Origin of the sequence: Rhizobium sp. CCGE 510 (assembly GCF_000292525.1) — a bacterium.
GTDB lineage: Bacteria > Pseudomonadota > Alphaproteobacteria > Rhizobiales > Rhizobiaceae > Rhizobium.
On record NZ_AEYF01000045.1, the window covers coordinates 899,994 to 923,843 of the forward strand.

20 protein-coding genes and 1 pseudogene are annotated in these 23,850 nt (G+C 61.8%); 13 read left to right on the forward strand and 8 right to left on the reverse strand.

What is annotated here, in order from left to right:
- The first annotated feature begins 22 nt into the window (after nucleotides 1–22).
- The 5 genes from RCCGE510_RS28115 (at nucleotide 23) to repC (ending at nucleotide 5,954) form a co-directional block, all read left to right on the forward strand.
- Nucleotides 23–877 (forward strand): sugar phosphate isomerase/epimerase, encoded by an 855-nt coding sequence (locus RCCGE510_RS28115; RefSeq protein ID WP_007635899.1) that lies wholly within the window; start codon nucleotides 23–25, stop codon nucleotides 875–877.
- Between the two features lie 22 nt (nucleotides 878–899).
- Nucleotides 900–1,961, forward strand: coding sequence for a sn-glycerol-3-phosphate ABC transporter ATP-binding protein UgpC (gene ugpC / locus RCCGE510_RS28120; protein ID WP_007635901.1), 1,062 nt, complete (start codon nucleotides 900–902; stop codon nucleotides 1,959–1,961).
- A gap of 242 nt (nucleotides 1,962–2,203) precedes the next feature.
- On the forward strand, nucleotides 2,204–3,412 hold the full coding sequence (repA, locus tag RCCGE510_RS28125) for a plasmid partitioning protein RepA (protein ID WP_007635903.1): 1,209 nt from the start codon (nucleotides 2,204–2,206) through the stop codon (nucleotides 3,410–3,412).
- A gap of 69 nt (nucleotides 3,413–3,481) precedes the next feature.
- On the forward strand, nucleotides 3,482–4,459 hold the full coding sequence (gene repB, locus RCCGE510_RS28130) for a plasmid partitioning protein RepB (protein ID WP_007635905.1): 978 nt from the start codon (nucleotides 3,482–3,484) through the stop codon (nucleotides 4,457–4,459).
- A gap of 154 nt (nucleotides 4,460–4,613) precedes the next feature.
- A complete protein-coding gene (repC, locus tag RCCGE510_RS28135; RefSeq protein WP_007635907.1) occupies nucleotides 4,614–5,954 on the forward strand; it encodes a plasmid replication protein RepC in 1,341 nt (446 codons plus the stop codon).
- Here the strand turns inward: repC and RCCGE510_RS28140 are convergent.
- The 3 genes from RCCGE510_RS28140 to RCCGE510_RS28150 form a co-directional block, all read right to left on the reverse strand.
- Nucleotides 5,893–7,698, reverse strand: a complete 1,806-nt coding sequence (locus RCCGE510_RS28140; RefSeq protein WP_007635909.1) for a methyl-accepting chemotaxis protein — start codon at nucleotides 7,696–7,698, stop codon at nucleotides 5,893–5,895. The two genes, repC and RCCGE510_RS28140, sit on opposite strands and share 62 nt — an antisense overlap.
- 10 nt (nucleotides 7,699–7,708) lie before the next feature.
- A complete protein-coding gene (locus RCCGE510_RS28145; protein WP_007635911.1) occupies nucleotides 7,709–8,698 on the reverse strand; it encodes a cytochrome c peroxidase in 990 nt (329 codons plus the stop codon).
- Between the two features lie 205 nt (nucleotides 8,699–8,903).
- A complete protein-coding gene (locus tag RCCGE510_RS28150) occupies nucleotides 8,904–9,386 on the reverse strand; it encodes a ProQ/FINO family protein (protein ID WP_007635914.1) in 483 nt (160 codons plus the stop codon).
- A 275-nt stretch (nucleotides 9,387–9,661) separates the two neighbouring features.
- On the opposite strand from RCCGE510_RS28150, the gene panC reads away from it, so the two are divergent.
- The 3 genes from panC (at nucleotide 9,662) to RCCGE510_RS28165 (ending at nucleotide 13,157) form a co-directional block, all read left to right on the forward strand.
- Complete coding sequence (gene panC / locus RCCGE510_RS28155; protein ID WP_007635916.1) at nucleotides 9,662–10,573, forward strand: pantoate--beta-alanine ligase; 912 nt, start codon at nucleotides 9,662–9,664, stop codon at nucleotides 10,571–10,573.
- On the forward strand, nucleotides 10,570–11,391 hold the full coding sequence (gene panB / locus RCCGE510_RS28160; protein WP_007635918.1) for a 3-methyl-2-oxobutanoate hydroxymethyltransferase: 822 nt from the start codon (nucleotides 10,570–10,572) through the stop codon (nucleotides 11,389–11,391). Before panC ends, panB begins: the two co-directional genes overlap by 4 nt.
- A gap of 374 nt (nucleotides 11,392–11,765) precedes the next feature.
- A complete protein-coding gene (locus RCCGE510_RS28165; protein ID WP_240539691.1) occupies nucleotides 11,766–13,157 on the forward strand; it encodes a TadE/TadG family type IV pilus assembly protein in 1,392 nt (463 codons plus the stop codon).
- A gap of 42 nt (nucleotides 13,158–13,199) precedes the next feature.
- Here the strand turns inward: RCCGE510_RS28165 and RCCGE510_RS28170 are convergent, their stop codons facing one another.
- Complete coding sequence (locus RCCGE510_RS28170; RefSeq protein ID WP_007635929.1) at nucleotides 13,200–14,141, reverse strand: hydrogen peroxide-inducible genes activator; 942 nt, start codon at nucleotides 14,139–14,141, stop codon at nucleotides 13,200–13,202.
- A 138-nt stretch (nucleotides 14,142–14,279) separates the two neighbouring features.
- On the opposite strand from RCCGE510_RS28170, the gene katG reads away from it, so the two are divergent.
- The gene (gene katG, locus RCCGE510_RS28175; protein WP_007635930.1) at nucleotides 14,280–16,466 is read left to right on the forward strand and encodes a catalase/peroxidase HPI; all 2,187 of its coding nucleotides are present in this window, start codon (nucleotides 14,280–14,282) and stop codon (nucleotides 16,464–16,466) included.
- 239 nt (nucleotides 16,467–16,705) lie between these two features.
- Here the strand turns inward: katG and RCCGE510_RS28180 are convergent, their stop codons facing one another.
- From RCCGE510_RS28180 to RCCGE510_RS28190, 3 genes are all read right to left on the reverse strand, one after another.
- On the reverse strand, nucleotides 16,706–17,116 hold the full coding sequence (locus RCCGE510_RS28180; RefSeq protein WP_007635931.1) for a type II toxin-antitoxin system VapC family toxin: 411 nt from the start codon (nucleotides 17,114–17,116) through the stop codon (nucleotides 16,706–16,708).
- The gene (locus RCCGE510_RS28185; RefSeq protein ID WP_007635932.1) at nucleotides 17,113–17,373 is read right to left on the reverse strand and encodes an AbrB/MazE/SpoVT family DNA-binding domain-containing protein; all 261 of its coding nucleotides are present in this window, start codon (nucleotides 17,371–17,373) and stop codon (nucleotides 17,113–17,115) included. Before RCCGE510_RS28185 ends, RCCGE510_RS28180 begins: the two co-directional genes overlap by 4 nt.
- Before the next feature lie 127 nt (nucleotides 17,374–17,500).
- Complete coding sequence (locus tag RCCGE510_RS28190) at nucleotides 17,501–17,956, reverse strand: SgcJ/EcaC family oxidoreductase (RefSeq protein ID WP_007635933.1); 456 nt, start codon at nucleotides 17,954–17,956, stop codon at nucleotides 17,501–17,503.
- A 237-nt stretch (nucleotides 17,957–18,193) separates the two neighbouring features.
- On the opposite strand from RCCGE510_RS28190, the gene RCCGE510_RS28195 reads away from it, so the two are divergent.
- Genes RCCGE510_RS28195 through RCCGE510_RS28205 form a run of 3 tightly spaced genes read left to right on the forward strand, consistent with a single transcriptional unit; the run spans nucleotide 18,194 to nucleotide 21,878 of the window.
- Nucleotides 18,194–19,276, forward strand: coding sequence for a sensor histidine kinase (locus tag RCCGE510_RS28195; RefSeq protein ID WP_240539692.1), 1,083 nt, complete (start codon nucleotides 18,194–18,196; stop codon nucleotides 19,274–19,276).
- Complete coding sequence (locus tag RCCGE510_RS28200) at nucleotides 19,273–19,935, forward strand: response regulator transcription factor (RefSeq protein WP_007635936.1); 663 nt, start codon at nucleotides 19,273–19,275, stop codon at nucleotides 19,933–19,935. Before RCCGE510_RS28195 ends, RCCGE510_RS28200 begins: the two co-directional genes overlap by 4 nt.
- Entirely contained in the window at nucleotides 19,932–21,878 is a 1,947-nt protein-coding gene (locus RCCGE510_RS28205) for an ATP-binding protein (RefSeq protein ID WP_007635937.1), read from the forward strand. Before RCCGE510_RS28200 ends, RCCGE510_RS28205 begins: the two co-directional genes overlap by 4 nt.
- A gap of 56 nt (nucleotides 21,879–21,934) precedes the next feature.
- On the opposite strand, the pseudogene RCCGE510_RS33830 reads toward RCCGE510_RS28205, so the two are convergent.
- Nucleotides 21,935–23,074 (reverse strand): annotated as a pseudogene (locus RCCGE510_RS33830) (IS4 family transposase).
- A 228-nt stretch (nucleotides 23,075–23,302) separates the two neighbouring features.
- Between RCCGE510_RS33830 and RCCGE510_RS28215 the strand changes: the two are divergent.
- Nucleotides 23,303–23,782, forward strand: a complete 480-nt coding sequence (locus RCCGE510_RS28215) for a response regulator (RefSeq protein WP_007635938.1) — start codon at nucleotides 23,303–23,305, stop codon at nucleotides 23,780–23,782.
- The last annotated feature ends 68 nt before the right edge of the window (nucleotides 23,783–23,850 follow it).

Consider the following 23,850-nt stretch of genomic DNA (forward strand, 5'->3'; position numbering starts at 1 on the left):
TTGGTAGGGATGGGAGGATTTGATGAAGATCGGCTTTTATACCTCGACATTCAATGATCGCCCATTCGAGGAGGTGGTGGATTTCGCCGCATCGGCGGGGTTCGACGCCATCGAAATTGATGTCGGCGGCCATATCAAAACGCCGGATCAGGTGCCGAACGCCGTCGCCCTCGCCCGCAGCCGCGGCCTGTTCGTCTCTTCGATCACCTATTTCGGCAATCAGCTCGACGCCGACCGCGACAAGCGCCGGGAGCTTCGGGCGAAAACCGCCGATTTTGCCAAGGCAATCGGTGAGGCCGACGTCCCGATCTTCGTGATTTTCCCCGGCCGCGACGACAGCGCCGGCGAAGACGCCAATTATGACGACTTCGCCGAATTCGCAATCAAGCTGATCGCCGAGGCGCAATCCTCCGGCCTGATCTTCGCGATCGAAAACTGGCCGGGTCCTAGGGATAATTTCATCGGTACGACGCCGAGAGGATGGCAGGAGCTTTTTCGGCGGATCCCGGATCCTCGCTTCGGCTTGGAATTCGACCCCTCGCACCTCATCCGCATCGGCGTCGATCCCTATCAGGCGATGGAAGCGGTGAAGGATCGCATCGCCATCCTGCATGCCAAGGACACGGCAGTCGATACAGAGGTCCTGCAGGCCGTCGGCTATCACGGCAAGGGCTGGTGGCAATACAAGCTGCCGGGGCAAGGCCTCATCGACTGGCCGCGGTTGCTGCGCCAGGCGCGTGGGGCCGGCTTTGACGGCACGCTGTCGATCGAGCACGAGGACGCCGCCTATGGCTGGCCTGGCAAGGATCTGTCGGCGCGTAAGGAGGGCGAGCGTCTCGGCCTCGATTATCTCAAAAATGTCTTGAGCAGGCTTTGATAGCGATTTCAGGAGGACTGCAATGGCCCATGTTTCGGTCAACAATGCGCGCAAGGATTACGGCGCTTTCAAAGCCATCAAAGGCGTATCGGTCGACATCGGCGACGGCGAGTTCGTCGTTCTGGTCGGCCCCTCGGGCTGCGGGAAGTCGACGTTGCTCAGGATGATCGCCGGCCTGGAGGGCATCACCTCAGGGCAGATCCAGATCGGCAGGCATATCGTCAACGAGCTTGCGCCCAAGGATCGGGACATCGCCATGGTGTTCCAGAATTACGCGCTCTACCCGCACATGACCGTTGCCAAGAATATGGGTTTTTCGTTGCGGCTGAAACGAATGCCGAAGACGGAAATCGATCAGCGGGTCGGCAACGCCGCCAAGATCCTCGGCCTGGAAAGTCTGCTGGAGAGATATCCGAAACAGCTGTCGGGCGGCCAGAGGCAGCGCGTCGCCATGGGTCGGGCGATCGTGCGTGACCCGGCCGTCTTCCTCTTCGATGAGCCGTTGTCGAACCTCGACGCCAAGCTCAGGGTGCAGATGCGCTCCGAGATCAAGGAACTGCATCAACGGCTGCAGACGACCACCATCTACGTCACCCACGACCAGATCGAAGCCATGACCATGGCCGACAAGATCGTGGTGATGAAGGACGGGGTGATCGAACAGTCGGGCTCGCCGCTGGAATTGTACGACCGCCCCAACAACCTTTTCGTTGCCGGCTTTATCGGTTCGCCCGCGATGAATTTCATCGGCGGCAACATGACCGAGGACGGGTTCCAAACTGCCGACGGGCTGCTGCTTCCAAGCGAGCGCCGCCCGAGCGATGCCGTGACCTATGGCATTCGTCCCGAGCATATTCTCCTGGATCCCAGCGGCATCGAGGCGACGACCGTCGTCGTCGAGCCCACGGGTTCGGAAACACTGGTGATCGTCCGGTTGGGAACCCAGACACTCACCTGCGTCTTCCGGGAGCGGATCAGGGCGGCTCCCGGCGAAGTGCTGAGGATTGCTCCGATCCATGATGCCGTTCACCTGTTTGCCGCCGATGAGCAGCGGATCACGTCAGGGGAAACCCCTGTGAATTAAGCCGGCCGATGCCCCCTCCCCTTCGGCCGGGTGGCGGCCGGGGGCGCGCTTTCCGTGCCCCCGGCCCCGAAGTTTTCAGTCCCTCCCGACATTCATGCTGCATCGGCCAAGTACCTGGACGAGCACCGAAAAGGTTAATATGCGTTAACCTTAAAATTCTTGGCCGGCATCGGAGAATCGCGGATAATAACGATTAGAAGGGCTTTTGAGCCCGAAAATCGTTATCCGAAAGATTGCTGCCGATGAACGCTAATTTGACCGCCTTGAACAAGGCGCCGTTGCAATTCGAGGATCAGATTCTCGAACAGGGCGACGTGATTTCAAAGAAGCTGCATCTGCTCAGCGTGCAGCGCTTTCCGCCCAATGCGCAGAAGACGCTGCGCCGCTTCTCCCTGGCGGAGGTGGCGAATTATGTCGGCGCCTCGCAAAGCACGTTGAAGAAACTGCATCTCGAAGGCAAAGGCCCCTGCCCGCAGACGTCGCCTTCCGGGCGCCGTTCTTACACAGCCGAGCAGATGCTGGAACTGAGGCGATATCTCGATGTCCATGGCCGCTCCGAAAGCCGGATGTATGTTCCCCATCGCCGCGGTAAAGAGAAGCTGCAGGTGTTGGCCGTCGTCAATTTCAAGGGTGGCTCCGGCAAGACGACGACATCAGCCCATCTTGCCCAGCATCTTGCGCTGACCGGCCACCGCGTGCTTGCCGTCGATCTCGATCCGCAGGCATCGCTGTCCTCCCTGCACGGTTTTCAGCCGGAGTTCGACCAGGCCTCATCCATTTACGAAGCGATCCGCTACGACGGCGAGAGGAAGCCGCTCGCAGACATCATCCACAGGACGAATTTTCCCGGCCTCGATATCGTGCCGGCCAATCTCGATCTGCAGGAATACGAATACGACACGCCGCTCGCCATGGCCGACAAATCGACCAATGAGGGCAAGACGTTTTTCACCCGCATCTCGCGCGCCCTTGCCGAAGTCGACGATCGCTACGATGTCGTCGTCATCGATTGCCCACCACAGCTCGGTTACCTCACCTTGACGGCGCTGACGGCGGCAACAAGCGTGCTGATCACCATCCATCCGCAGATGCTCGACGTCATGTCGATGGGCCAGTTCCTGCTGATGCTCGGCGGCATCCTGAAGCCGATCCGCGCCGCCGGCGCCGAAGTGAACCTCTCCTGGTATCGCTATCTGATCACCCGCTACGAGCCGACCGACGTGCCGCAGGCGCAGATGGTCGGCTTCATGTCGACGATGTTCCACGAGTTCATGCTCCGGAACCAGATGGTCAAGTCGACGGCGATCTCGGATGCCGGGATCACCAAGCAGACGCTCTACGAGGTGGAGCGTTCGTCGATGAACCGGGGAACCTACGATCGGGCGCTGGAGGCGATGGGTTCGGTCAACGCAGAGATTGCCGATCTCATTCACCAGGCATGGGGGCGATGAACTTGTCGGCTGACAAATTCACCGTTTCCTTGAACCGAATCAATTGATTGACCGCAATCGGAGGACGTGATGGCACGAAAGAATCTTCTGGAAGGGCTGGCCGACATGCCTGACGAGAGCGCTGGCGCGCCCAACTATCCGATGCGCGGGGCCGGCCGGTCGCTTGTCCGCTCGCTGGATGAACTGGCCAAACAGGCGGAGAAGTTCCTGGAGGGCGAGGCGGTCGTCGATCTTGATCCGGATGTCGTCGAGGCCTCCTTCGTCAAGGACCGCCTGTCCGAGGACGACGAGGAATTCCGCGCGCTGGTCGAAGCGATCCGCGCCCGCGGGCAGGATACGCCGATCCTGGTGCGTCCCCACGGCAAGATCGACGGCCGCTATCAGGTCGTCTTCGGCCATCGGCGGCTGCGCGCGGCCCGCGAACTCGGCCGCAATGTCAGGGCGGTCGTCAAGGCGATCGACGACCGGACTCATGTCATCGCCCAGGGGCAGGAAAATTCGGCCCGAGCCGATCTTACCTTCATCGAGCGCGCGCTCTTCGCCAGGCGGCTGGAGGAGCTTGGCTACGATAGGGAGGTCATATCGACAGCACTCGCCGCCAATGCAGCTTCGATCTCGAAGATGATTTCGGTGACGGATCGGATCTCACCGGAGGTCGTCCAGGCGATCGGCGCAGCGCCAGGTATCGGCCGTGAGCGCTGGGTGGAGCTTTCGCTGCTCGCCGGCAAGGCATCCAATGCGGCGGATATCGTCAAGGTCCTGAAAGGCAACGACTTTCTTGGATTACCCTCCGACAAACGTTTCGAAGCGCTCTACACGGCGCTGAACAAAAGCGACCGGCCGGTGAAAAAATCCCAGGCCGCGGCAGGCAGGGTCAAATGGCAGCCGGGGGACAAGGCAATCCAGGCGGAAATCAAGAATGACGGCAAGGCATTTTCGCTTTCGATGAAAGCCAGGAATGCCGGCCGCTTCGGAAAATTTCTCTCCAGCAAGCTGGATGCGCTCTATGAGCAATTCCTCGCCGAGGAGAGCAATCAAGGAGACTGAAACCGCAAAAGAAAAAGGCCCCCAAACGACCAGGTCGTGGAAGCCCTTCTCCTATCCTTAAGCAAGACAGAGAATCGCATTTTCACGAATTCCAGTCAAGAGTCGGCACCGTTTGGTGAGCGGATTTCTTTTGCCTGATTGAAAGGTGAAGGAAATGGAGAGTGAATGTGTGACGACGCCCTTCGGGCGGCGGCCGATGTCGCTTGCCATGCTGCTGAAACAGCGGCGAGGCGAAGCGATCGAGGCCGGAACGAGGCGTAACAAGTGGAAGCTGTTCAGATCGGTCTGCGAGGCCCGCGCGAGTCTCGGCGTGAGCGATCGTGCACTGACGGTGCTCGATGCGCTGCTGACATTTTTTCCTGACGACGAGCTGTCCGGCGAAAAAGGACTGGTCGTCTTTCCCTCGAACATGCAGCTTTGCCTCAGGGCACGCGGCATGGCCGCCGCGACATTGCGCCGGCATCTCGCTGGTCTCGTCGAGGCCGGGCTTGTCTCCCGCAAAGACAGTCCGAACGGCAAGCGCTATATCAAGCGCAACAGGGAAGGCGGGGTCGACGAGGCCTACGGCTTCAGCCTGGCGCCGCTTCTTGCCCGCGCCACCGAGATCGAAACGATCGCCGCCCGCATCGCCGCCGACCGGCAGATGCTGCGCGCAATGAAGGAGCGGCTGACGATCTGCCGTCGGGATATCGCCAAGCTTGTCTCCGCGGCCGTTGCGGAGGCGATCCCCGGCGACTGGGAGCGCATCTCTTCGATGCTTCATGGGCTCCTGCAGCGCATCCCGAGGGCAGCAACACTCGAAAATCTGTCGCCTATACTCGAAGAACTCGAGGCGATGCGACTTGGCATCATCAACACATTGGAATCGCAAGAAGAAAGTCAGATAGCGAGCACCAATGAATCCCATATTGAGCGCCACATACAGAATTCGAACCCTGAATCCACATCTGAATCTGAACCGAGCTTGGAAACGCGGCAGAAGGCGAACCGAGACTACGAGCCGAGGGCAGGGCTGGAAAGGCGCGAATCCGGAATGGCGGGGAAGGACGGGGAGGGATCGCGGGCCATTGCCCGGAAGAATGCTGCGGTATTGAAATCTTTCCCGCTCGGCATGGTTCTGCAGGCCTGCCCTGACATTGTCGACTATGGGCCAGGCGCCACGATCGCCAGTTGGCGGGACCTGATGACAGCGGCGGTCGTCGTGCGCTCGATGCTGGGCGTAAGCCCGTCAGCCTATGAAGAAGCGGCGAAGGTGATGGGACCGGAGAACACCGCCGCCGTCATGGCCTGTATTCTACAGCGGGGAGAGAGCATCAACTCCGCCGGCGGCTATCTCAGGGATCTGGCGCGCCGCGCCGAACGCAGCGAGTTCGCGCTCGGCCCGATGCTGATGGCGCTATCGCGGGCGAGGGGCTCATCTCCCTCGCACCCGCTCAGGCAGCGTCGCGATAGCTCCGTGCGCCGGGTTCCGTCCTGCCCAGTTCGAACTGGGTGACCAGTTCGCGCAGGCGCTCGGCCTCGCCGGCAAGCGTGACGCTGGCGGCTGTGGTTTCCTCCACCATCGCGGCATTTTGCTGCGTCACCTGGTCGAGTTGGTGCATGGCCGCATTGACTTCCGACAGGTTGGTGGACTGTTCGCGCGCCGCGCCTGCCAGTGCTTCCATGAACCGGTTGATATCGACGATGAAGCGGCCGATGTCGCCAAGTGCTGCGCCGGTCTGACTGACCAGTTCGACGCCGGTGGTGACCTTGGCGGACGACCGCCCGATCAGGTCCTTGATCTCCTTGGCGGCCTGGGCCGAGCGCTGTGCGAGTTCGCGCACCTCCTGGGCGACGACGGCAAAACCCTTGCCGGCCTCGCCGGCTCGGGCAGCCTCGACACCGGCATTGAGCGCCAAGAGGTTGGTTTGGAAGGCAATCTGGTCGATGACGCTAATGATGTTGTTGATCTGCTTGGACGATTCCTCGATCTGCCCCATGGCCTCGACCGTCTGGGCCACGACCTTGCCTGAGGCCACGGCGCTGCGATTGGCGCTGTCGGCGACACCGCGGGCCTCTTCGGCGATCTTGGAGGCTTCGTTGACCTTGGCAGTCACGGCGCTGAGCGCCGCGGCGGTCTGTTCGAGCGTCGCCGCCTGCCGCTCGGTGCGACCGGAGAGTTCATTGGAGCCGTTGCTGATCTCGCGAGTGCCGGAATTGATGATCGACACGCTTTCGGAAACGGAAAGGAGCGTACCGCCGAGCTGCTCGACGGAGGCGTTGAAATCATTTCGGAGGGGTTCGAATTCCGGCGCGAACCGGTCCGAGAGCTTGAAGGCGAGATCGCCCTCCGCCATCCGCTTCAGACCGGCCGCGAGCCCCGACGTGGCAACCGTCAACCGCTCGGCCGCGCTCGCCTCCGCCTGCTCCTGGTCGGCAAGTCGGTTTGCCTCCGCAAGCCGCCGGTTCTCCGCGGCTTCGCCTTCGAGCTGGGTGCGGGCAATGGCGTTTTGGCGGAAGACTTCCACCGAGCCCGCCATCAGGCCGATCTCGTCGCGGCGCCCCGCATAGGGGATCGCCTTGTCCGTCTCGCCGCTCGCGAGCTGCTGCATGGATTGCGTGATGCGCTGGATCGGGCGCGACACGTGCCGGGCGATGGCGATCAGAATGCCCAGGCCGACGACCGCCGCAAGGCCCGCCAAGGCCAATTCGATTTCGATCTTCGTCTCCAGCGCGCTGCCGGCGTCGGCCACACTCTCTGTCGCAATCTTGTCGACGATGGCATTGACGGCAGCAATCCCGGTCAGGATCGCCTGCTGCGAACGCACCAGCTTTTCGGTCGTCGGGACCTCGTCCGCGTGCTGCAGCCCAAGGCTGATCCTGACATCCTTTTCCCAGACCTCATGCGCTTGGCGGAGGGATCGTACCCCCTCGGTCAACGACGTCGCTAGATCGATGCGGCCAAGCTCATCGAGCGATTGCGCGAGCGCACCGTCGGTCGCGTCAAACTGAGCCTTGACCTCGGTCGCCGGTACGAAGTTCGTCATCGATAGCACCCGCTCGACCACCGATGTGGCCTGCCGGAACTGTTGTTCGATATGAGCGGAGGCCAGCTTGGCGTTCACCGCCTCCTGCACCACCGCGGCGACCCGGGTCTGGCCGGTAACCGCCTGGTCGCCGATCAGGAATGCGCTGCCGAAGCCGACGACGATCGTGACCACCATCGGCACGAGAATTTGCATGCGTATGGAGAGTTTCATTGCCTGCACCTCAGTTCGGCAGCGTCGGCAAGGGGATGTCTTGCTTTTCGGCGGTCAAAGTTCCCAGAAAGGCGATCAGATCCTTGCTCTCCTCTTCCGTCAGCAGGAAGGGCGACATCGCCGGATCGAGCGATGGGCGGCTGACGCCGCCGCTTTCGTAATGGACGATCACCTCGTCCATGCTCTTCAGGCTTCCGTCATGCATGTAAGGGCCACGGTAGAGCGTGTTGCGCAGGCCCGGCGTCTTGAAAGCGTATTTATTGCCAGGGCTGCTCGCATCGATCTTGTAGCGGCCGATATCGTCGCCTGGCAGGCCGATGTCATGGAATTTGTTGTCGGTGAAATTCCAACCCGTGTGGCAGGAGGAACAGCCCGCCGTGCCGGTGAACAACTCGAAGCCCCGCTTGGCACTGTCGGAGACCGCCTTCTCGTCACCGTCCACCCAGCGATCGAAGGGCGACCAGTTGGAAACCACCGTCCGCTCATAGGTGGCGATCGCCGTCAGAAGGGTCTCTTTGCTGATGCCCTTGTCGGGAAACACCTCGCCGAACCAATTCTTGTAATCGGGTATGTCCTGCATTTCGGCCACGGCGTCGTCGAGCTTGCCGTTCATTTCGGCGGCAGCGGTGATCGGCCCCGCCGCCTGCTGCTCCAGGTTCGGCGCGCGGCCGTCCCAGAAGAAGGGTGACACCCAGGCAACGTTCAAAACCGTCGGCGCCTGGCGTGCCAGCGCGGTATTGGCCGCGCCGATCGGGGTCTTCACCGGCGTCTCGAAGCCGAAGGAAGGATTATGACAGCTGGCGCAGGTCATGTTCTTGTTGCCGGAAAGCCTGGGGTCGAAGAACAGCATCTTGCCAAGCGTCGCCAATTGCGGGGAATAGGCCGTCACCCCCTCGAAAGGGACCGTCAGCGGCCGTTTATAGGCGGAAAGATCGGCGGCCGCGCCGGGCTGGACTGCGGCCAATGCGAATAGGGAAGCTGCAATCAGGAGACGCGTCATTCTAACAGGTCCGAAGGAGGTTTCTGACTGATGCTAAAATTAGCGCAATTGCATTAACGGTATGTAAAGCAAAATATACTTGAGGCCGGCATGAAGGTTTTGCCAGCAGTTCGGATATTATCTCCGGCGAAATACAACACCAGGTTCTACTTATATCGGTGTTGCAGACGCACGAACGGCTTGAAGGATGTCGGCAAACCCATTGTCATCCTGCTCTGGCTGACGCGCCCTTCCTGCCGAGAAGGGCTGCGCGGATCTGTTCGCTCTTGCTCAACAAGGGAGGGGGAACCGGTGCTGCCGGCTCGGGCGCGTCGACTTTACCGGCGCTTTGCTTGAGGCTCAGGAAGCGTTTTTGCGCGACCAGCCGGTCTTCGGGCGACATTGGTTCGACCGGTTCGCCGTCAACGCCATGCCGCACGGAATCGGGCTGGGCGCTTGCAAAATAGTAGCGCCGGCAGTGAACATAGGCGGCGGTCGCCCGCCTCAACGTCGTCACGCCGCCTTCGGGCTTCAGGAGCGGGCGGAGTTCGTTGAAGAGGCCGACGGCAAAGGGAAGGATCGGATCTCCAGGCTTGGCCGGAAGCACGCCGACCGGCCGGATCAACAGCATATTGATTGCGGTTGCCTTCTCAACGTCGAGCTCGGTTGCCGCAATCGGTCCACGGCTGATCTTCCAGGGCTTGTCCATGCGTCCTCCATGTAACGTCCATAGCGACCGACTATGATGGTATCTTGACGAAAAGGGCGAGTGATGGAAGTCGCACATCGTCGCTCGCGCTGCAAGCCGCTCGGAAGCGGCGCGGCAGCCCTGTGGCGAAATGCCGTTTCCCCGGCTGATGTCCCTCGGCGTTTCGGAATGTCGTTTCATCTAATCGTTTTTATCAAGCAAATGCATTGACCTCCAGCATCGATTACAGTCCTTATCCGCGCCCAAGATGGAGTGACCGGCCGCGGGGAGGATATATGCGGGTTTTCTCGAGTATTGACGAGCTGCGCCACACGCTCGATGCGCTGAAGCGGCAGGGCAGGACTGTCGGTCTCGTTCCGACGATGGGCTATCTTCATGCCGGTCATATGGAACTCGTTGCGCGCGCGCGCGCCGAGAACGACATCGTCGTCGTCTCGATTTTCGTCAATCCACTGCAGTTCGGCCCGGCCGAAGACCTGAGCAAATATCCGCGCGATCTGGAACGCGACGCAGCCATGCTGAAGCAAGTCGGGGTCAATTTCCTTTTTTCGCCCGGCGTCGAGGACATGTATCCCCAGCCGATGCTGACCGTCGTCGACGTTCCCGATCTCGGCCGCGAGCTCGAAGGGGCGGTCCGGCCCGGGCACTTTGCCGGTGTCGCCACCGTCGTCAATAAGCTTTTCAACATCGTGCAGCCGCAGACCGCCTATTTCGGAGAGAAGGACTACCAGCAGGTCGTCATCATCAAGCGCATGGTGGATGATCTGGCTGTGCCGGTGCGGGTGATATCGGTGCCGACAATCAGGGACGCCGACGGCCTCGCATTGTCGTCGCGCAACGTCTATCTCAGCGAGGCGGAGCGCCGCGCCGCGGTCATCGTGCCTCAGACCCTCGACGAAGCGGAACGTCTCGTCGCCGGCGGCCTGACGGATCCGGGAGAGCTCGAGAAAAAGCTGACGGCGTTTCTCAGTCGCGAGCCTCTGGCAAAGCCAGAGGTCGTTGCCGTCAGAGATGCTTTGACGCTGCAGCCGGTCGTTGCGATCACAGGCCCCGTCGTCGTCGCGCTCTTCGTGCGGCTCGGCTCGACCCGGCTTCTCGACAACAGGGTCGTTGGGGATAACAGGGTGCTCGCGGGTAACAGAGTGATCGGCGGGCGGAGTTTGCCGGGAAAGGGAGTGACCAGATGAGCGCGGCCGGAATTCAAAAGCGCCTGACACCAGCGCGCATCTCAGCCATGAAGGGCGGCAAGCCGATCGTCTGCCTGACCGCCTATACGACGCCGATGGCGCGGCTGCTCGATGAGCATTGCGATCTGCTGCTGGTCGGGGATTCGCTCGGCATGGTGCTCTACGGCATGGAGAGCACCATCGGCGTCACGCTCGACATGATGATCGCCCACGGCAAGGCGGTGATGCGCGGCGTCCGCAAGGCCTGCGTCGTCGTCGACATGCCGTTCGGCAGTTATCAGGAATCGAAAGAGGTTGCCTTCCGCAATGCCGTCCGCATCCTGCAGGAAACCGGCTGTGATGCCGTCAAGCTGGAGGGGGGCGAGGAGATGGCCGAGACCATCGCCTTTGTGACGAAGCGAGGGGTCCCGGTGATGGGGCATATCGGCCTGATGCCTCAGCAGGTTCATACCGCGGGGGGCTATCGTTCCGTCGGACATTCGGAACACGAGACGTCGAAGATCCGGCGTGACGCGCACGCCATCGGCGGCTCGGGCGCCTTTGCCGTCGTCATCGAGGGCACGGTGGAACCGCTCGCCCGAGAGGTGACGGCGGCCATGCACATCCCGAGCATCGGTATCGGCGCCTCGTCAGCCTGCGACGGCCAAGTCCTGGTCTCCGACGACATTCTCGGGCTGTTCAACGATTTTACGCCGCGTTTCGTCAAGCGCTACGACGAACTCGGCAAGCGGGTCACCGAGGCTGCGGCGACCTATGCCGACGAAGTCCGGTCGAGAAAATTTCCGGCAGCCGAGCATACGTTCAAACGGCGACCTTAAGGCGAGGGGTCGACGCGCCCGGACGTGGGCGCTCGCAAATCTCTGGACCTATGACCCTGTGCAGTCGGCGCGTAAATTGATACGCGCTGCATTCGTTTCGACACATCCCGCAGAGCGGGTCCGACGTTCGTTCAAGGGCTCAGCCGGATGGAGCTCAACCCGCTCGGGCCTTTCCGGCGAAGGCAATGAAGCGACGTCGATCAGCGCCGTATTATCCAGAATCAGCACTATTATACGATTCGCGCTTGAAACTTTCGCCTATCGTTTGCCGACGGCCCGGCATTTCCCGGTCGTTAACGGTGTCGCATTAGCCCTGCCTCGGGAGGACATGAGAGAACTGAAGATCGTTTGAGCTGATGCATATGAAACGCCGTTTGTCTTTTCTTTCCCGCCTGATCGACAATCGGGACGGGGCCGTTGCAATCATCTTCATCTTGGTCGCGGTACCGCTCCTTCTAGCGGTCGGCGCCTCCATCGATTTCACCAGAGCTTATAACGACCGGATAGATTTGCAGTCGGCCGCAGATTCCGCAGTGCTCGCGGCCGCATCGAAATATAAGCATGGAATGCCGGAGGCGAGCATATCGGGCACGGTCAACGCCTTCCTCTCCGCGAATGGGGCGCTCAAGACCGCCGTCGTCGGCAAACCAGAAGTCTCGAGCGATGAGGCGGAGTTATGCCTCAACGTGGCGGACGCCGTTCCCACCACCTTCATGCAAATGGCCAATATCGCGTCCGTTCCGATCAGTGTCAGATCCTGCGCGGCCTTGCCGGGAGTGAAGCAATTGGAAATCGCGCTGGTTCTCGACGTGTCGAGTTCGATGATCGAGGAGAACCGCTTTGCGCCCATGCAAACCGCCGTCGGCGGCTTCCTGCAGGCCTTTTCGTCTAACGCGTCGCTCGTCGACAAAACCAAAATCTCGATCGTGCCTTTTTCCAGCCGCGTCAATTTCGGCATGGCGAATACGGCCTGGCTCAAATCGTATGGTGGAACAGCTGCGGTTCCCAAACGCTGGACCGATCCCACATCGGTCTACAATTCCCCCGCCTATACGCTCGGTTATTGGATCGATGGCATCACGCCGGTCATGTCCACGTCCAAGAATTATTACTGGATGGGCTGCATCGAGCCGCGCGCCGATGTCGATGTCAACGATACCGGCGCGATCGGCGCTTACGGCATGAGCGATGCGCCGCCGACCACCTCTGCCTTCGTCGCAATGGATGCCAACCCCAAATCGGGAACGAGTTTCTGTCCGCCGCCGATCACCCCGCTGAGCGGCGACTTCTCCTATCTAAAAAACGTCGTGACCCAGCTGACATCCGAGGGCTCCACCCGGCTGGACGCCGGCGTGGTCGCGGGATGGTACACGTTGTCGCCGAAATGGCAGGGCCTGTGGGGAGACAAGTCCTCGCCTGCAGTCGCATCCGATTCCGTGCAGAAGATCATGGTGTTCATGACCGACGGGGCAATGAATACGAAATATAACCCGAACGACAAGTTCGACTGGATCTGTTCTCAAACCCAATCGTCAGCCTGCAACAAGGTTGCCACTTCTGCGATGCTGGCCGCATGCTCGGCGATGAAGAAGAGTGGCATTGAAATCTACACTCTGTCCTATAGCAGCGATGCCGATGTGGTGAATATCCGCAACTGCGCCACCAATACCGCACATTTTTTCACGGCATCGCCGGCCACAATCAAGACCGTCTATGAGACGATCGCCGCAGCCATTCGCGGAGATACGTTGCGGCTCACGCAATAAAGCAGAATGCCAAAAGCGGTCGGCAGTTTTCGGCATCATGCTCTAGCCGCGGCGGCTGGCCTGGCTCGTCACGGGGCCGGCATGCTGTGCGCGCATCGTCTCGGCCGAGCGGCGAACCGCCTCGGAAACCTGAAGGAGCTGTTTGGCCATCGGGGTGGAATTGCGCCAGACCATGCCGATCGTTCGCGACGGCTGCGGCGACGGGAAGCGGGAGATCGAAACGTGCGCCGAGCGCGTTTCCACAGGAACCGCCATCTCCGGGATCAAAGTGATGCCGATGCCGGCGCTGACCATCTGGACCAGGGTGGAGAGAGAGCTGCCTTCCATGACTTCCCGGGGGCGGGCCGACCCTATCTTGCAGAACGACAAGGCCTGATCGCGGAAGCAATGGCCTTCTTCCAGCAGCAGCAACCGCATTTCGCGCAGAGCCTCGCGTTCGGGCACCGGTTTGCCTTCGTCTTCGGGCCGCCGCACCAGCACGAATTCTTCCTTGAAGAGCTCGAGTTCGGTCAGCGACGGTTCCGACACAGGCAAGGCAACGATTGCGGTGTCCAGCTGGCCTTGGGTAAGCTCGTGAACCAGCTTTGCCGTCTGTGTCTCGCGCACCTCGATCTGAATGCCGGCGAAAGTATTGTTCAGATCGTTTATGATAACCGGCAACAGATAAGGCGCGATCGTTGGTATGATGCCGATGCGCAGCCGCGTCAGGAAGGAGTGGCGCGAGGCGCGCGCCAGCTCACCCAGCTCGTCCACGCCGCGCAGGATCTCGCGGACCTTGAAAGCGAAGGTCTGGCCGAAGGCCGTCAGCTTTACTTCACGCGCGTTGCGCTCGAAAAGCGCGCTGCCCAACTCTTGCTCAAGTTCCTTGATCTGCATCGAGAGAGCCGGCTGAGAGATGGCACAGGCATCGGCAGCGCGCCGGAAACGGCCATCCCTTGCTAGGGCTTCAAAATAACGCAGCTGTTTCAGGGTCAGGTTCTTCATAAGATCAGCTTATCGCAGCAATCAGTAAATCCAACTTAAAATTATCATAGGCTTCGGATATGAAGATGCATCGCAGAGTGAGCGCCGGCTCTGGGCTCATGTTGGACCGTAGACAGATCAAGCAATAAGGAGACAATCATGGACAATCCCACTGACAGCACAGGCAAATGTCCTGTTGCACATCACAAGGCTCCAGCCGCCCGCGCGAACCGCGATTGGTGGCCGAACCAGCTGAACGTGCAGATTCTTCACCACAATTCCGGCCGCGCCGACCCGCTCGGTCAGGCCTTCGACTATGCCGAGGAGTTCAAGAAGCTCGATCTCGAGGCGCTGAAGCAGGATCTTCATGCGCTGATGACCGATTCGCAGGATTGGTGGCCGGCCGACTTCGGTCACTACGGCGGCCTGTTCATCCGCATGGCCTGGCACAGCGCCGGCACCTACCGCATCACCGACGGCCGCGGCGGCGCCGGTCAGGGCCAGCAGCGTTTTGCGCCGCTGAACAGCTGGCCTGATAACGCCAACCTCGACAAGGCCCGCCGTCTGCTGTGGCCGATCAAGCAGAAATACGGCAACCGGATCTCCTGGGCCGACCTTCTGATCCTCACCGGCAACGTTGCGCTCGAATCCATGGGCTTCCAGACCTTCGGCTTTGCCGGTGGCCGTGCCGACGTGTGGGAGCCCGAAGAGCTTTTCTGGGGTCCTGAGGGCACCTGGCTGGGCGATGAACGCTACAGCGGCGAACGCCAGCTGGCAGAACCGCTCGGCGCCGTGCAGATGGGTCTCATCTACGTCAATCCGGAAGGCCCGGGCGGCAATCCCGATCCGATTGCTTCGGCGCGCGATATCCGCGAAACCTTTGCCCGCATGGCGATGAACGACGAAGAGACCGTGGCGCTGATCGCGGGTGGTCACACCTTCGGCAAGACGCATGGCGCGGGCGATCCGTCCCTCATCGGCGCCGAGCCGGAAGGCGGCGTCATCGAGGACCAGGGCCTCGGCTGGAAGAGCAGCTTCGGCACCGGCGTCGGTAAGGACGCTATCACCGCCGGCCTCGAAGTGACCTGGTCGCAGACGCCGACCAAGTGGAGCAACTACTTCTTCGAAAACCTGTTCGGTTTCGAGTGGGAACTGACGAAGAGCCCGGCCGGCGCGCATCAGTGGCAGGCCAAGAACGCCGACGCCTCCATTCCGGATGCCTATGATGCCGGCAAGAAGCATCTGCCGACGATGCTGACCAGCGACCTGGCACTGCGTTTCGATCCTGTCTACGAGAAGATCTCGCGCCGCTTCCTCGAAAATCCCGATCAGTTCGCCGACGCCTTCGCCCGCGCCTGGTTCAAGCTGACCCATCGCGACATGGGACCGAAGGTGCGTTATCTCGGCCCCGAGGTTCCGGCAGAAGACCTGATCTGGCAGGACGTGATCCCGCCTGTCGATCATCCGCTCGTCGACGACAAGGACATCGCCGAGTTGAAGGCAAAGGTTCTGGCAACCGGTCTTAGCGTGCAGGAGCTGGTCTCGACCGCCTGGGCGTCCGCCTCGACCTTCCGCGGCTCCGACAAGCGCGGCGGCGCCAATGGCGCGCGCATCCGCCTTGCCCCGCAGAAGGACTGGGAAGCCAACCAGCCGGCGCAACTCGCCAAGGTACTCGGCGTTCTCGAAGGCCTTCAAAAGGACTTCAACGCCGCCCAGACCGGTGGCAAGAAGATCTCGCTGGCCGACCTGATCGTCCTCGCCGGTGCTGCTGGCGTCGAGAAAGCGGCAGCCGCCGGCGGTCATGCCGTCAGCGTGCCGTTCACCCCGGGCCGCACGGATGCATCGCAGGAACAGACCGACGCGCATTCCTTCGCGGCGCTCGATCCGCGCATCGACGGCTTCCGCAACTATGTGAACAGCAAACGCCTGCAGTTCATGAAACCGGAAGAAGCCTTGGTGGATCGTGCCCAGCTGCTGACGCTGACTGGACCCGAAATGACGGTTCTCGTCGGCGGCCTGCGCGTCCTGAAGGCGGGCACGCCCGATCATGGCGTCTTCACCTCCCGCCCGGAAACGCTGACGAACGACTTCTTCGTCAACCTGCTCGACATGGCCACGCAGTGGTCGCCCGCAGCTGGCAACGAAGGCGTTTACGAAGGGCGCGACCGCAACACGAACGCAGTCAAGTGGACCGGTACCCGCGTCGACCTGATCTTCGGCTCGCACTCGCAGCTTCGCGCCTTTGCCGAAGTCTACGGCCAGTCCGATGCCAAGGAGAAGTTCGTCAGGGACTTCGTCGCCGCCTGGACCAAGGTCATGAACGCCGACCGTTTCGACCTCGTCTGATCGGTAAGCATTTCGCCCGGACGCAGCTTCGGCTGCGTCCGGGCTTTTCTTTATGAATGCTTCTTACCGCCGTGCGGATCTTTCCTGCAATGAGCGCATCCTCGGCAGTGAGACAGCTGGGGCGGCATCCCCAACGTCCCTCATCCTGAGGCACGCGGGCCTAAGGCCGGAGCCTCGAAGGATACGCCAAGACGCCGCTTCTTGCGTCGATCAGGGTAAGGCTCTCTTGGACTACCGGACTACCGGCCGACTGTCCAATCCTCGAGGCGCAGACCATCGACGCGCCGGAATTCTCCGACATTTTCGGTGACGAGGACCAGATCCCGGGTTCTGGCCTGGGCGGCGATCAGCACATCATAGGGGCCGATCGGCCTTCCCTTTGCCGCCAATGCGGCGCGGATCTTCCCGGCGGCCAACGCATCCTCGCGTTCGAAACCAATCGCGGGGAAATCCGCCATGAACAGGCGCAGGGTTTCAAGATTGTAGGAAATTTTCGCGCTCTTATAGGCGCCATAATAGAGTTCGTGCATGACGACGGTCGACAATCCGATCGCCCCCTCATCGCTGTCCATCACGCGGCTCAAGAGCATGTCGGACTTCCGGCCGATCAAAGCGATCACCGCATTGGTGTCGATGACATGCGTGATCACTTGAACAGGTCCTGGAGACCGGGGCGTTCCTGCTCCTCCGGCTGCTCGCGTCCTTCCGCCATGAAATCGTCGCTAAAGCCGCGTTCCAGTGCGCTCTGCAACGACGCCCAGCGCACGCGATGATCGGTTCGCGGCCGCAGGATGACGGCATCGCCTTCGCGTGTCACCTCCACCTGGTCGACGTCGAAGCGGAACTCTTTGGGAAGCCGAACCGCTTGTGAATTGCCGGATTGGAATATGCGCGCATATTGCGGCATGGGAGTCTCCGCGTTTTGTATATATTTTGCCGTATATACGCGATGCGGCGTGGTTTTACAAGAAGGCGAAGACCCCGTGTGGGGTGAACACGGGGTCTCCCTGCCGGACCAACAGGTCGATGAAACCTTACTTCTCCGGCATCATCGACGAGTGGTGCGAGGTGATCAGCCAGTTCCCGTCCTTGAACTCATAGGTGTAGGTATAGCGGGCGGGCACCTTCGAGCCGTCCTTCAGGGTGAAGGTGTAGGTGCCGGTGTCGACGGCCCAGTTGCAGCCGAGCTTGATGTCACGGCTGTCGATGTGGCCCTTGGGCTCCTTTTGCAGGAAGTGCGTGAAATAGTCGATCCGCTCTTCCGGGGTCAGGCGCGGCTTGTTCGCGAGCGTCGCCAGCAGCACCGAGTCTTCGCTGTAGTTCTTGGCGACTTCCTGGGGGCTCAGCGTTGCAAGCGAGGCGTTCCAGCGGTCGAAAAGCTTGGCGACCTGCTCTTCGCTCACCGGCGCGCAAGTCGCCGTTTCGGCCGCTGCAGCCGACTGGACCTGAACGAAACCGAGGACGAGGGCGGCAGCAATGATGGTACGCATATTTGGCTTCCTATCTGGCGGTTCCGGCGGATATCGCATCGGTCGACCGCATGACCAATATTTAAGAGCCTGCCGCCGCTGCTCCCATCTGCCGGGTGGCTTCGATCCGATCTGCCGAACGGCATAGATGACATTCCCGCCGGAATGACTATCGTGCCCGCGTCATTCATTTCAGGAGCAGTCCCCTTGGGCCTGGAGCATAACACAGACACGGCGCATTCGCCTGATGTTGCGGAGATGAGAGCCCTTTACAGGGCGGCGGAAGCGCGGGCGGCGCGGCTGCGTTTCATCATTGAAGTGCGGAACCTTCTCGATGCGCAGACATTCGAAACGGCCGCCCCGGAGGTTCTGTCGCGGCTTGCCGATTTCGCGGGAGCATCGCAGGCCAGGCTGGTCTTTCCGTCGTTGCAGGGAGAGGCTCCTGTGCAGCTGACGGTCGGGCAGTCGAGGAGCCCCGAAAACGACAGCATCCGGTTTGCCTCCGACGACGGTTCCGATCTCTTGCTGACGCTCATTGGTTCGTCGAGTGGGCGCGCCGTCGATGCCGACGACCGGCAAACCTTGGAAGTGGTGGCCGGGCAGCTCGCCGATGCCTGCCATCTCGAACGGCAGGCAGCGGAAAAGCAGGCGCTGCTAAGTGATCTCCAGCGGCAGCGCAGCGAACTTGCCGCCCTGGTCGCACAGCTGATCCAGGCACAGGAGCAGGAGCGGCAGCGGGTGGCGCACGATCTGCACGACGGCTCGGCGCAGCTCGCCGCCGGCCTCAGCTATCGCCTGCAGGACCTCGCCGCCCGTATCGGCGAGGTGCACGCGCTGAAGCCGGAGATCGATCAGCTCGCAGCACTCGCGCGCCAATCCGTCGCCGACCTCCGGGCGGCCATTGCCGATCTGCGCCCGCCGGAGCTCGACGATCTCGGTGTCGCCGCGGCGCTGCGCACGCGTCTCGATGCGATCGACGGCATGGCGGTGATCGCCGATCTCGATGCTCGCGCCGACCGCTGGCCGGCATCGACCGGGATCATTTTCTACCGCGTCGCCCAGGAAGCGATCGGCAATGTGATCAAACACGCCGAGGCGAGCCGGCTCATCGTGCGCCTCTTCCAGGACGGCGAAGGGCAAGCGCATCTCGAAGTGATCGACAACGGCAAAGGCATCGGCGAGCTGCGCAAAACCAACATCAGGGGCGCCCGGCTCGGCATCGTCGGCATGCGCGAGCGTCTGGCGCTGCTCGGCGGCCGCATCGAGATCGGGACTGGGTCTTCAGGCGGCACCTATGTCCGCGCCGTCGCCCCCCTGCAGCAGGAGACGCTACCAGGATGACCGCATCCATTCTCGTTGCCGACGATCATGACATTGCCCGCGCCGGTCTCATCGCCATGATCGGCGGCCAGAACGATTTCCATGTCGCCTTCGATGTGCGCGACGGCGTGGAAGCGGTGGAGGCCTGTGCGACCCATAAGCCGGATCTGGCTTTGCTCGACATTCGCATGCCGCGCATGGATGGCCTCACTGCTACGCGGGAGATCCGCCGGGTGTCGCCTGGCACTCGCGTCATGATCATCACCATGCATGACAGCCTCGATTACCTGGAAGCGGCGATTGATGCCGGCGCCACCGGCTATCTGCTGAAGGATGCCAGCCGCGACGACATTTTGCGCACGATCCGGCGCGTCCTTCAGGGCGACGCCTTTTTCGACGGGCCGCTCGTCGCAAGGCTGCTGCGCCGCGCCGCCACCAAGCCGCAAACCAACAGCAGCGCCCTGGAGACCCTGACGGCCCGCGAGCGGGAGGTTCTGGCGAAAGTGGCCGAAGGCCTGACCAACAAGGAGATCGGCCGAGCCCTGAAGATTTCGCCCGGCACCGTCAAGATCCACGTCGAGCGCATCATCGGCAAGCTCGGGGCCGGCGACCGGACGCAGGCCGCGGTCATGGCCGTGCGCGGCGGGCTTGTCGCAACAGCCAGGGAGGAGCAGCAATGACCGTGACTGGGCGCCGGCGGGCGCTGCGCTTCGCCGATCTTCCGCTGCGGGCAAAGGGCATCATCATCATCACGGTGCCGCTGGCGCTGTTGCTTGCAGCGCTCGCCTCGGTCTTCGTCGCCGACCGGCAGAGCCGGATCGCCGAGGATCAGGTGCGGGTGACGCTGGAGATCCAGTCCGGGATTCAGGAGATCCACGCCCTGATCGCCGAAGCCGCGACCGCCGTGCGGGGGTATCTGCTGACCGGCAGAGCCGATTTTCTCGATCCGTTCAGTCGGGCCGAAGACAGGCTGCCCGTCGTGCTCGACGAAGTCAGCGGCCGATTGCGGGATCAAGAGCAGAAGGACCGCCTCGACCGCATTCGCGCGCTGGTCGAGGCGAAAGTCGACCGACTCCAGCTGCTGAAGCAGGCCGACATCCTGCGCGCCGGCGGGCGCGAGGATCTTGCCGCCAAGCTTATCGAGGGCAAACAGGTTCTCGACGTGCTGAGACAGGAGATCGACGCGATGAACCGGCGGGAGGCCGATCTCCTTCACGCGAGGACAGAGGCCGCCGACCGAGTTCGCACCCTGTCGCGAAGCCTGATGATCGCTGCCGGCTTCCTCGGTTTTGCCGGCGCGCTCGTCGCCGTCTTCCTGTTTTCGGCGAGCATCGTGCGCCGGGTGCATGCGCTGAAAGCCCAGGCGCATCGGCTGGCGCAAGGCGAGGTCGTGACAGTGGCCGATCCCTTCCGCGATGAACTCGGCAGCCTCGAACAGGGGCTGGAAGATGCGAGTGTTCTCTTGAAAAAGCGCGAGGCCGATCTGACCGAGAGCGAGGAGCGCTTCCGCCAGTTGGTCGAGGGCGTCAGCGACTACGGCATCTTCGGGCTCGATCCCGACGGGCTGGTGGTGAGCTGGAACGCCGGCGCCGAGAGGATCACCGGCTACGGCGCCGACGAGATCGTCGGCCAGCATTTTTCCCGCTTCTATCCGGCGCAGACCAGGGACATATTTCCGGCTGAAGAGCTTTCCAAGGCAACGCTGAACGGACGCACCGAGGCGGAAGGCTGGCGGGTGCGCAAGGATGGCTCCCGCTTCTGGTCGCATGTCGTCGTCACCGCGCTGCATGACGAGACGGGCCGGCTGCGCGGCTTTTCCAAGATCACCCGCGACATCACCGAGCGCAAGCAATTCGAAGAGGCCCTGCTTGCCGCCCGCGAGGATGCGATCCGGGCCAGCAATGCCAAGAGCGAATTCCTGTCGCGCATGAGCCACGAGCTGCGCACCCCGCTGAATGCCGTTCTCGGTTTCGCCCAGCTTCTGGAAATGGACCTCACCGATGCCGATTCCCGAGAGAGCGTCGCGCAGATCTTAAGGGCCGGCCGGCATCTGCTCAGCCTGATCGACGAGGTTCTCGACATGGCCAGGATCGAGGCCGGGCGAATGGATCTTGCCGTCGAAGCGCAACCCGTCGCCGAGGTGATCGATGAAGCCGTGTCGCTTGCAAAACCGCTCTGCGGCAAACAGCAGATCCGGATCGAGGTCCTCGAGCCGGCCGAGCCGGATCTGACTGTGTTTGCCGACCGGCGGCGTCTGCTGCAGGTGTTCCTAAACCTCCTCTCCAATGCGGTGAAATACAATCGGCACCTGGGAACTGTCACGGTCAGTCACCGCGCGATGGGCGAGGATCGCATTCGGATCGAGGTCAGCGATACCGGCGCCGGCATTCCGGCCGAACGCGTTGCCCGGCTTTTCACCCCGTTCGACCGGCTGGGGGCCGAACGGATCAGCCAGGAAGGAACCGGCCTCGGGCTTGCGCTGTCGAAACATCTGATCGACGCCATGGGCGGCGTGCTCGGCTTCAGCAACCGCCCGGAAGGCGGCGCTACTTTCCACATCGATCTGCCGCGCGTGCATGCGGTGGTGCAGGAGGCCGGGGCGCAAGACGTCGCGGTATCGTGAAAAGCTCTCCGTCGTCATGCTCTGCCTTGTGCCACTACTGTCCGGTTTAAATTTTGTCACCATTGGAGGCTCATCTGGCCGGGATTTCCGGGGGGACTGTGGCTTGGTTTTATCAGGCGGTCGATCCTTTTGCGGTGCATGAGGTTGGCGCGCACCAGGCGAGCGAAGGCCAGCGGGCTGGTGACGATGCTCTGGTCGGCCTTTGCCATCTGCAGCAGCAGATAGGCGATGAGAGCGACGGCGATCTGGATGCGGACGGCATTTTCGCTGTTACCGAGGAAATGGCGGATCTTCAGCGTCTGCTTGACCCAGCGGAAGAACAGCTCGATGGTCCAGCGGCGCTTGTAAAGCGCGGCGATCTCCTCGGCCGGGGCGGTGAGATCGTTGGAGAAGATGCGCAATATCTTGCCGGTTTCGATCCGCACGCCGATCTCGCGCACCGGCCGGTTCATCGGGTTGCGGCGGCTCTTGGCCTGGCGCTGCGGCAACAGGCCGATGCGGTCGAACAGGATGCCGGCATCCTCGTTTGCCGCCTGCTCACCGCCAGTTTCGTGTGGGATTTGAGGCGGCTGACGATGCGGCAGCCGGCGGCGTCCAGCTTCGCCCACCAGCCGAAGTCGTAATAGCCGAGGTCGAAGACATAGGTGGCGCCCGCCTCGACCGGCATCTCTTTGGCGGCAGTAATGTCGTTGACATTGGCCGGGGTGACGGCCGCATAGATCGGCCGTTCGGCGTTGGCATCGTAGACGACGTGCATCTTGGCGCCGCAAGCCTGATCGGAAAAGCGCGCCCACTGCGATCCCGCCCCCGAAAGTGGCAGACTGCTGCCGTCGATCAGATAGACCGCCTCGCCGACAGCCCGCTTGAGCCCGCGCCCGGAGCGGGCCACCATCTGCGCGAACAACTCGGCAAAAACGGCGCTCGGACGCAGGCCGTTGGCATCGGCGAACGTCGAGCGCGACACCGGGCGAGCGCCGAGGTGGTAAAGGCGCGCGCCATGGCTCTGCATGGAGCCGACGATCTCACGCAGACTGACGGCACCGGCAAGCTGGCCATAAAGCAGCGCGATCAACTGGCTCTTGGTCGACAGCCGCCGGACATGCTTGTCGGCCTGATGCTCCTCCACAAGTCGGTCGAAGACCGCCCACGGAATCCGCTTCAACAGATCATAGAAAGACGCTATTGTCATGCCGCACGGTGTTGCCCCTCTTTCGTGTCCGAGATCGTCGCCAAACGCTCGAACATGAGTAGAATCAACACCGTGCACCATGTCCACTAAATTTAAACCGGACAGCAGTGGCCTTGTGCCGAGCATCTGACCACGATAATTTCTGGACAGGAAAACATTTATTTTCAGAAACTTAATTGGGCAGGCGTAGATCCTCGGCACAAGGCCGAGGATGACGTCGCGGGGGGCTTGGTCCATGACAGATTCCACGGATATCGTGCGTCGATCGACGATCCTGATCATCGATGACGAACCCGCCAATGTTTCGCTGCTGGAGCGCATCCTCAAGCGGGAAGGCTTCACGACGCTGATCAGCACGACCGAACCGCGCGAGGCCTTGCGGCTGTTCCGCGAGCATCCCGTCGATCTCGTTCTTCTCGATCTGATGATGCCCGATCTCGACGGTTTCGCGCTTCTCGAAACCTTTGCAAGGCTCATTCCCGAAAACAGCTACCTGCCGATCCTGGTTCTGACCGCCGATGCGACCCTGCCGACGCGTAGGCGGGCATTGTCTCTCGGCGCAAAGGATTTTCTGACCAAACCCTTCGACGCGATAGAAGCGGTCCTGCGCATCTTCAACCTTCTCGAAACCCGCATTCTGACCTTGGAACTTGCCAAACATGGGCTGGCGACGCCGAAATCGGAACGTCCGTGGGTCGATCCACCCCTATCTTGACGGGGCATTGGTTGGCTGATGACGTGTCGGTGCAAGGTGTTGGCCAATGCCGCGCCAACCCAAGAGAG

Coding starts and splice junctions, on each gene's coding strand:
- RCCGE510_RS28115 (WP_007635899.1), top strand. CDS start 23: ATGAAGATCGGCTTTTATACCTCGACATTCAATGATCGCCCATTCGAG.
- ugpC (WP_007635901.1), top strand. CDS start 900: ATGGCCCATGTTTCGGTCAACAATGCGCGCAAGGATTACGGCGCTTTC.
- repA (WP_007635903.1), top strand. CDS start 2,204: ATGAACGCTAATTTGACCGCCTTGAACAAGGCGCCGTTGCAATTCGAG.
- repB (WP_007635905.1), top strand. CDS start 3,482: ATGGCACGAAAGAATCTTCTGGAAGGGCTGGCCGACATGCCTGACGAG.
- repC (WP_007635907.1), top strand. CDS start 4,614: ATGGAGAGTGAATGTGTGACGACGCCCTTCGGGCGGCGGCCGATGTCG.
- RCCGE510_RS28140 (WP_007635909.1), bottom strand. CDS start 7,698: ATGAAACTCTCCATACGCATGCAAATTCTCGTGCCGATGGTGGTCACG.
- RCCGE510_RS28145 (WP_007635911.1), bottom strand. CDS start 8,698: ATGACGCGTCTCCTGATTGCAGCTTCCCTATTCGCATTGGCCGCAGTC.
- RCCGE510_RS28150 (WP_007635914.1), bottom strand. CDS start 9,386: ATGGACAAGCCCTGGAAGATCAGCCGTGGACCGATTGCGGCAACCGAG.
- panC (WP_007635916.1), top strand. CDS start 9,662: ATGCGGGTTTTCTCGAGTATTGACGAGCTGCGCCACACGCTCGATGCG.
- panB (WP_007635918.1), top strand. CDS start 10,570: ATGAGCGCGGCCGGAATTCAAAAGCGCCTGACACCAGCGCGCATCTCA.
- RCCGE510_RS28170 (WP_007635929.1), bottom strand. CDS start 14,141: ATGAAGAACCTGACCCTGAAACAGCTGCGTTATTTTGAAGCCCTAGCA.
- katG (WP_007635930.1), top strand. CDS start 14,280: ATGGACAATCCCACTGACAGCACAGGCAAATGTCCTGTTGCACATCAC.
- RCCGE510_RS28185 (WP_007635932.1), bottom strand. CDS start 17,373: ATGCCGCAATATGCGCGCATATTCCAATCCGGCAATTCACAAGCGGTT.
- RCCGE510_RS28190 (WP_007635933.1), bottom strand. CDS start 17,956: ATGCGTACCATCATTGCTGCCGCCCTCGTCCTCGGTTTCGTTCAGGTC.
- RCCGE510_RS28195 (WP_240539692.1), top strand. CDS start 18,194: ATGAGAGCCCTTTACAGGGCGGCGGAAGCGCGGGCGGCGCGGCTGCGT.
- RCCGE510_RS28200 (WP_007635936.1), top strand. CDS start 19,273: ATGACCGCATCCATTCTCGTTGCCGACGATCATGACATTGCCCGCGCC.
- RCCGE510_RS28205 (WP_007635937.1), top strand. CDS start 19,932: ATGACCGTGACTGGGCGCCGGCGGGCGCTGCGCTTCGCCGATCTTCCG.
- RCCGE510_RS28215 (WP_007635938.1), top strand. CDS start 23,303: ATGACAGATTCCACGGATATCGTGCGTCGATCGACGATCCTGATCATC.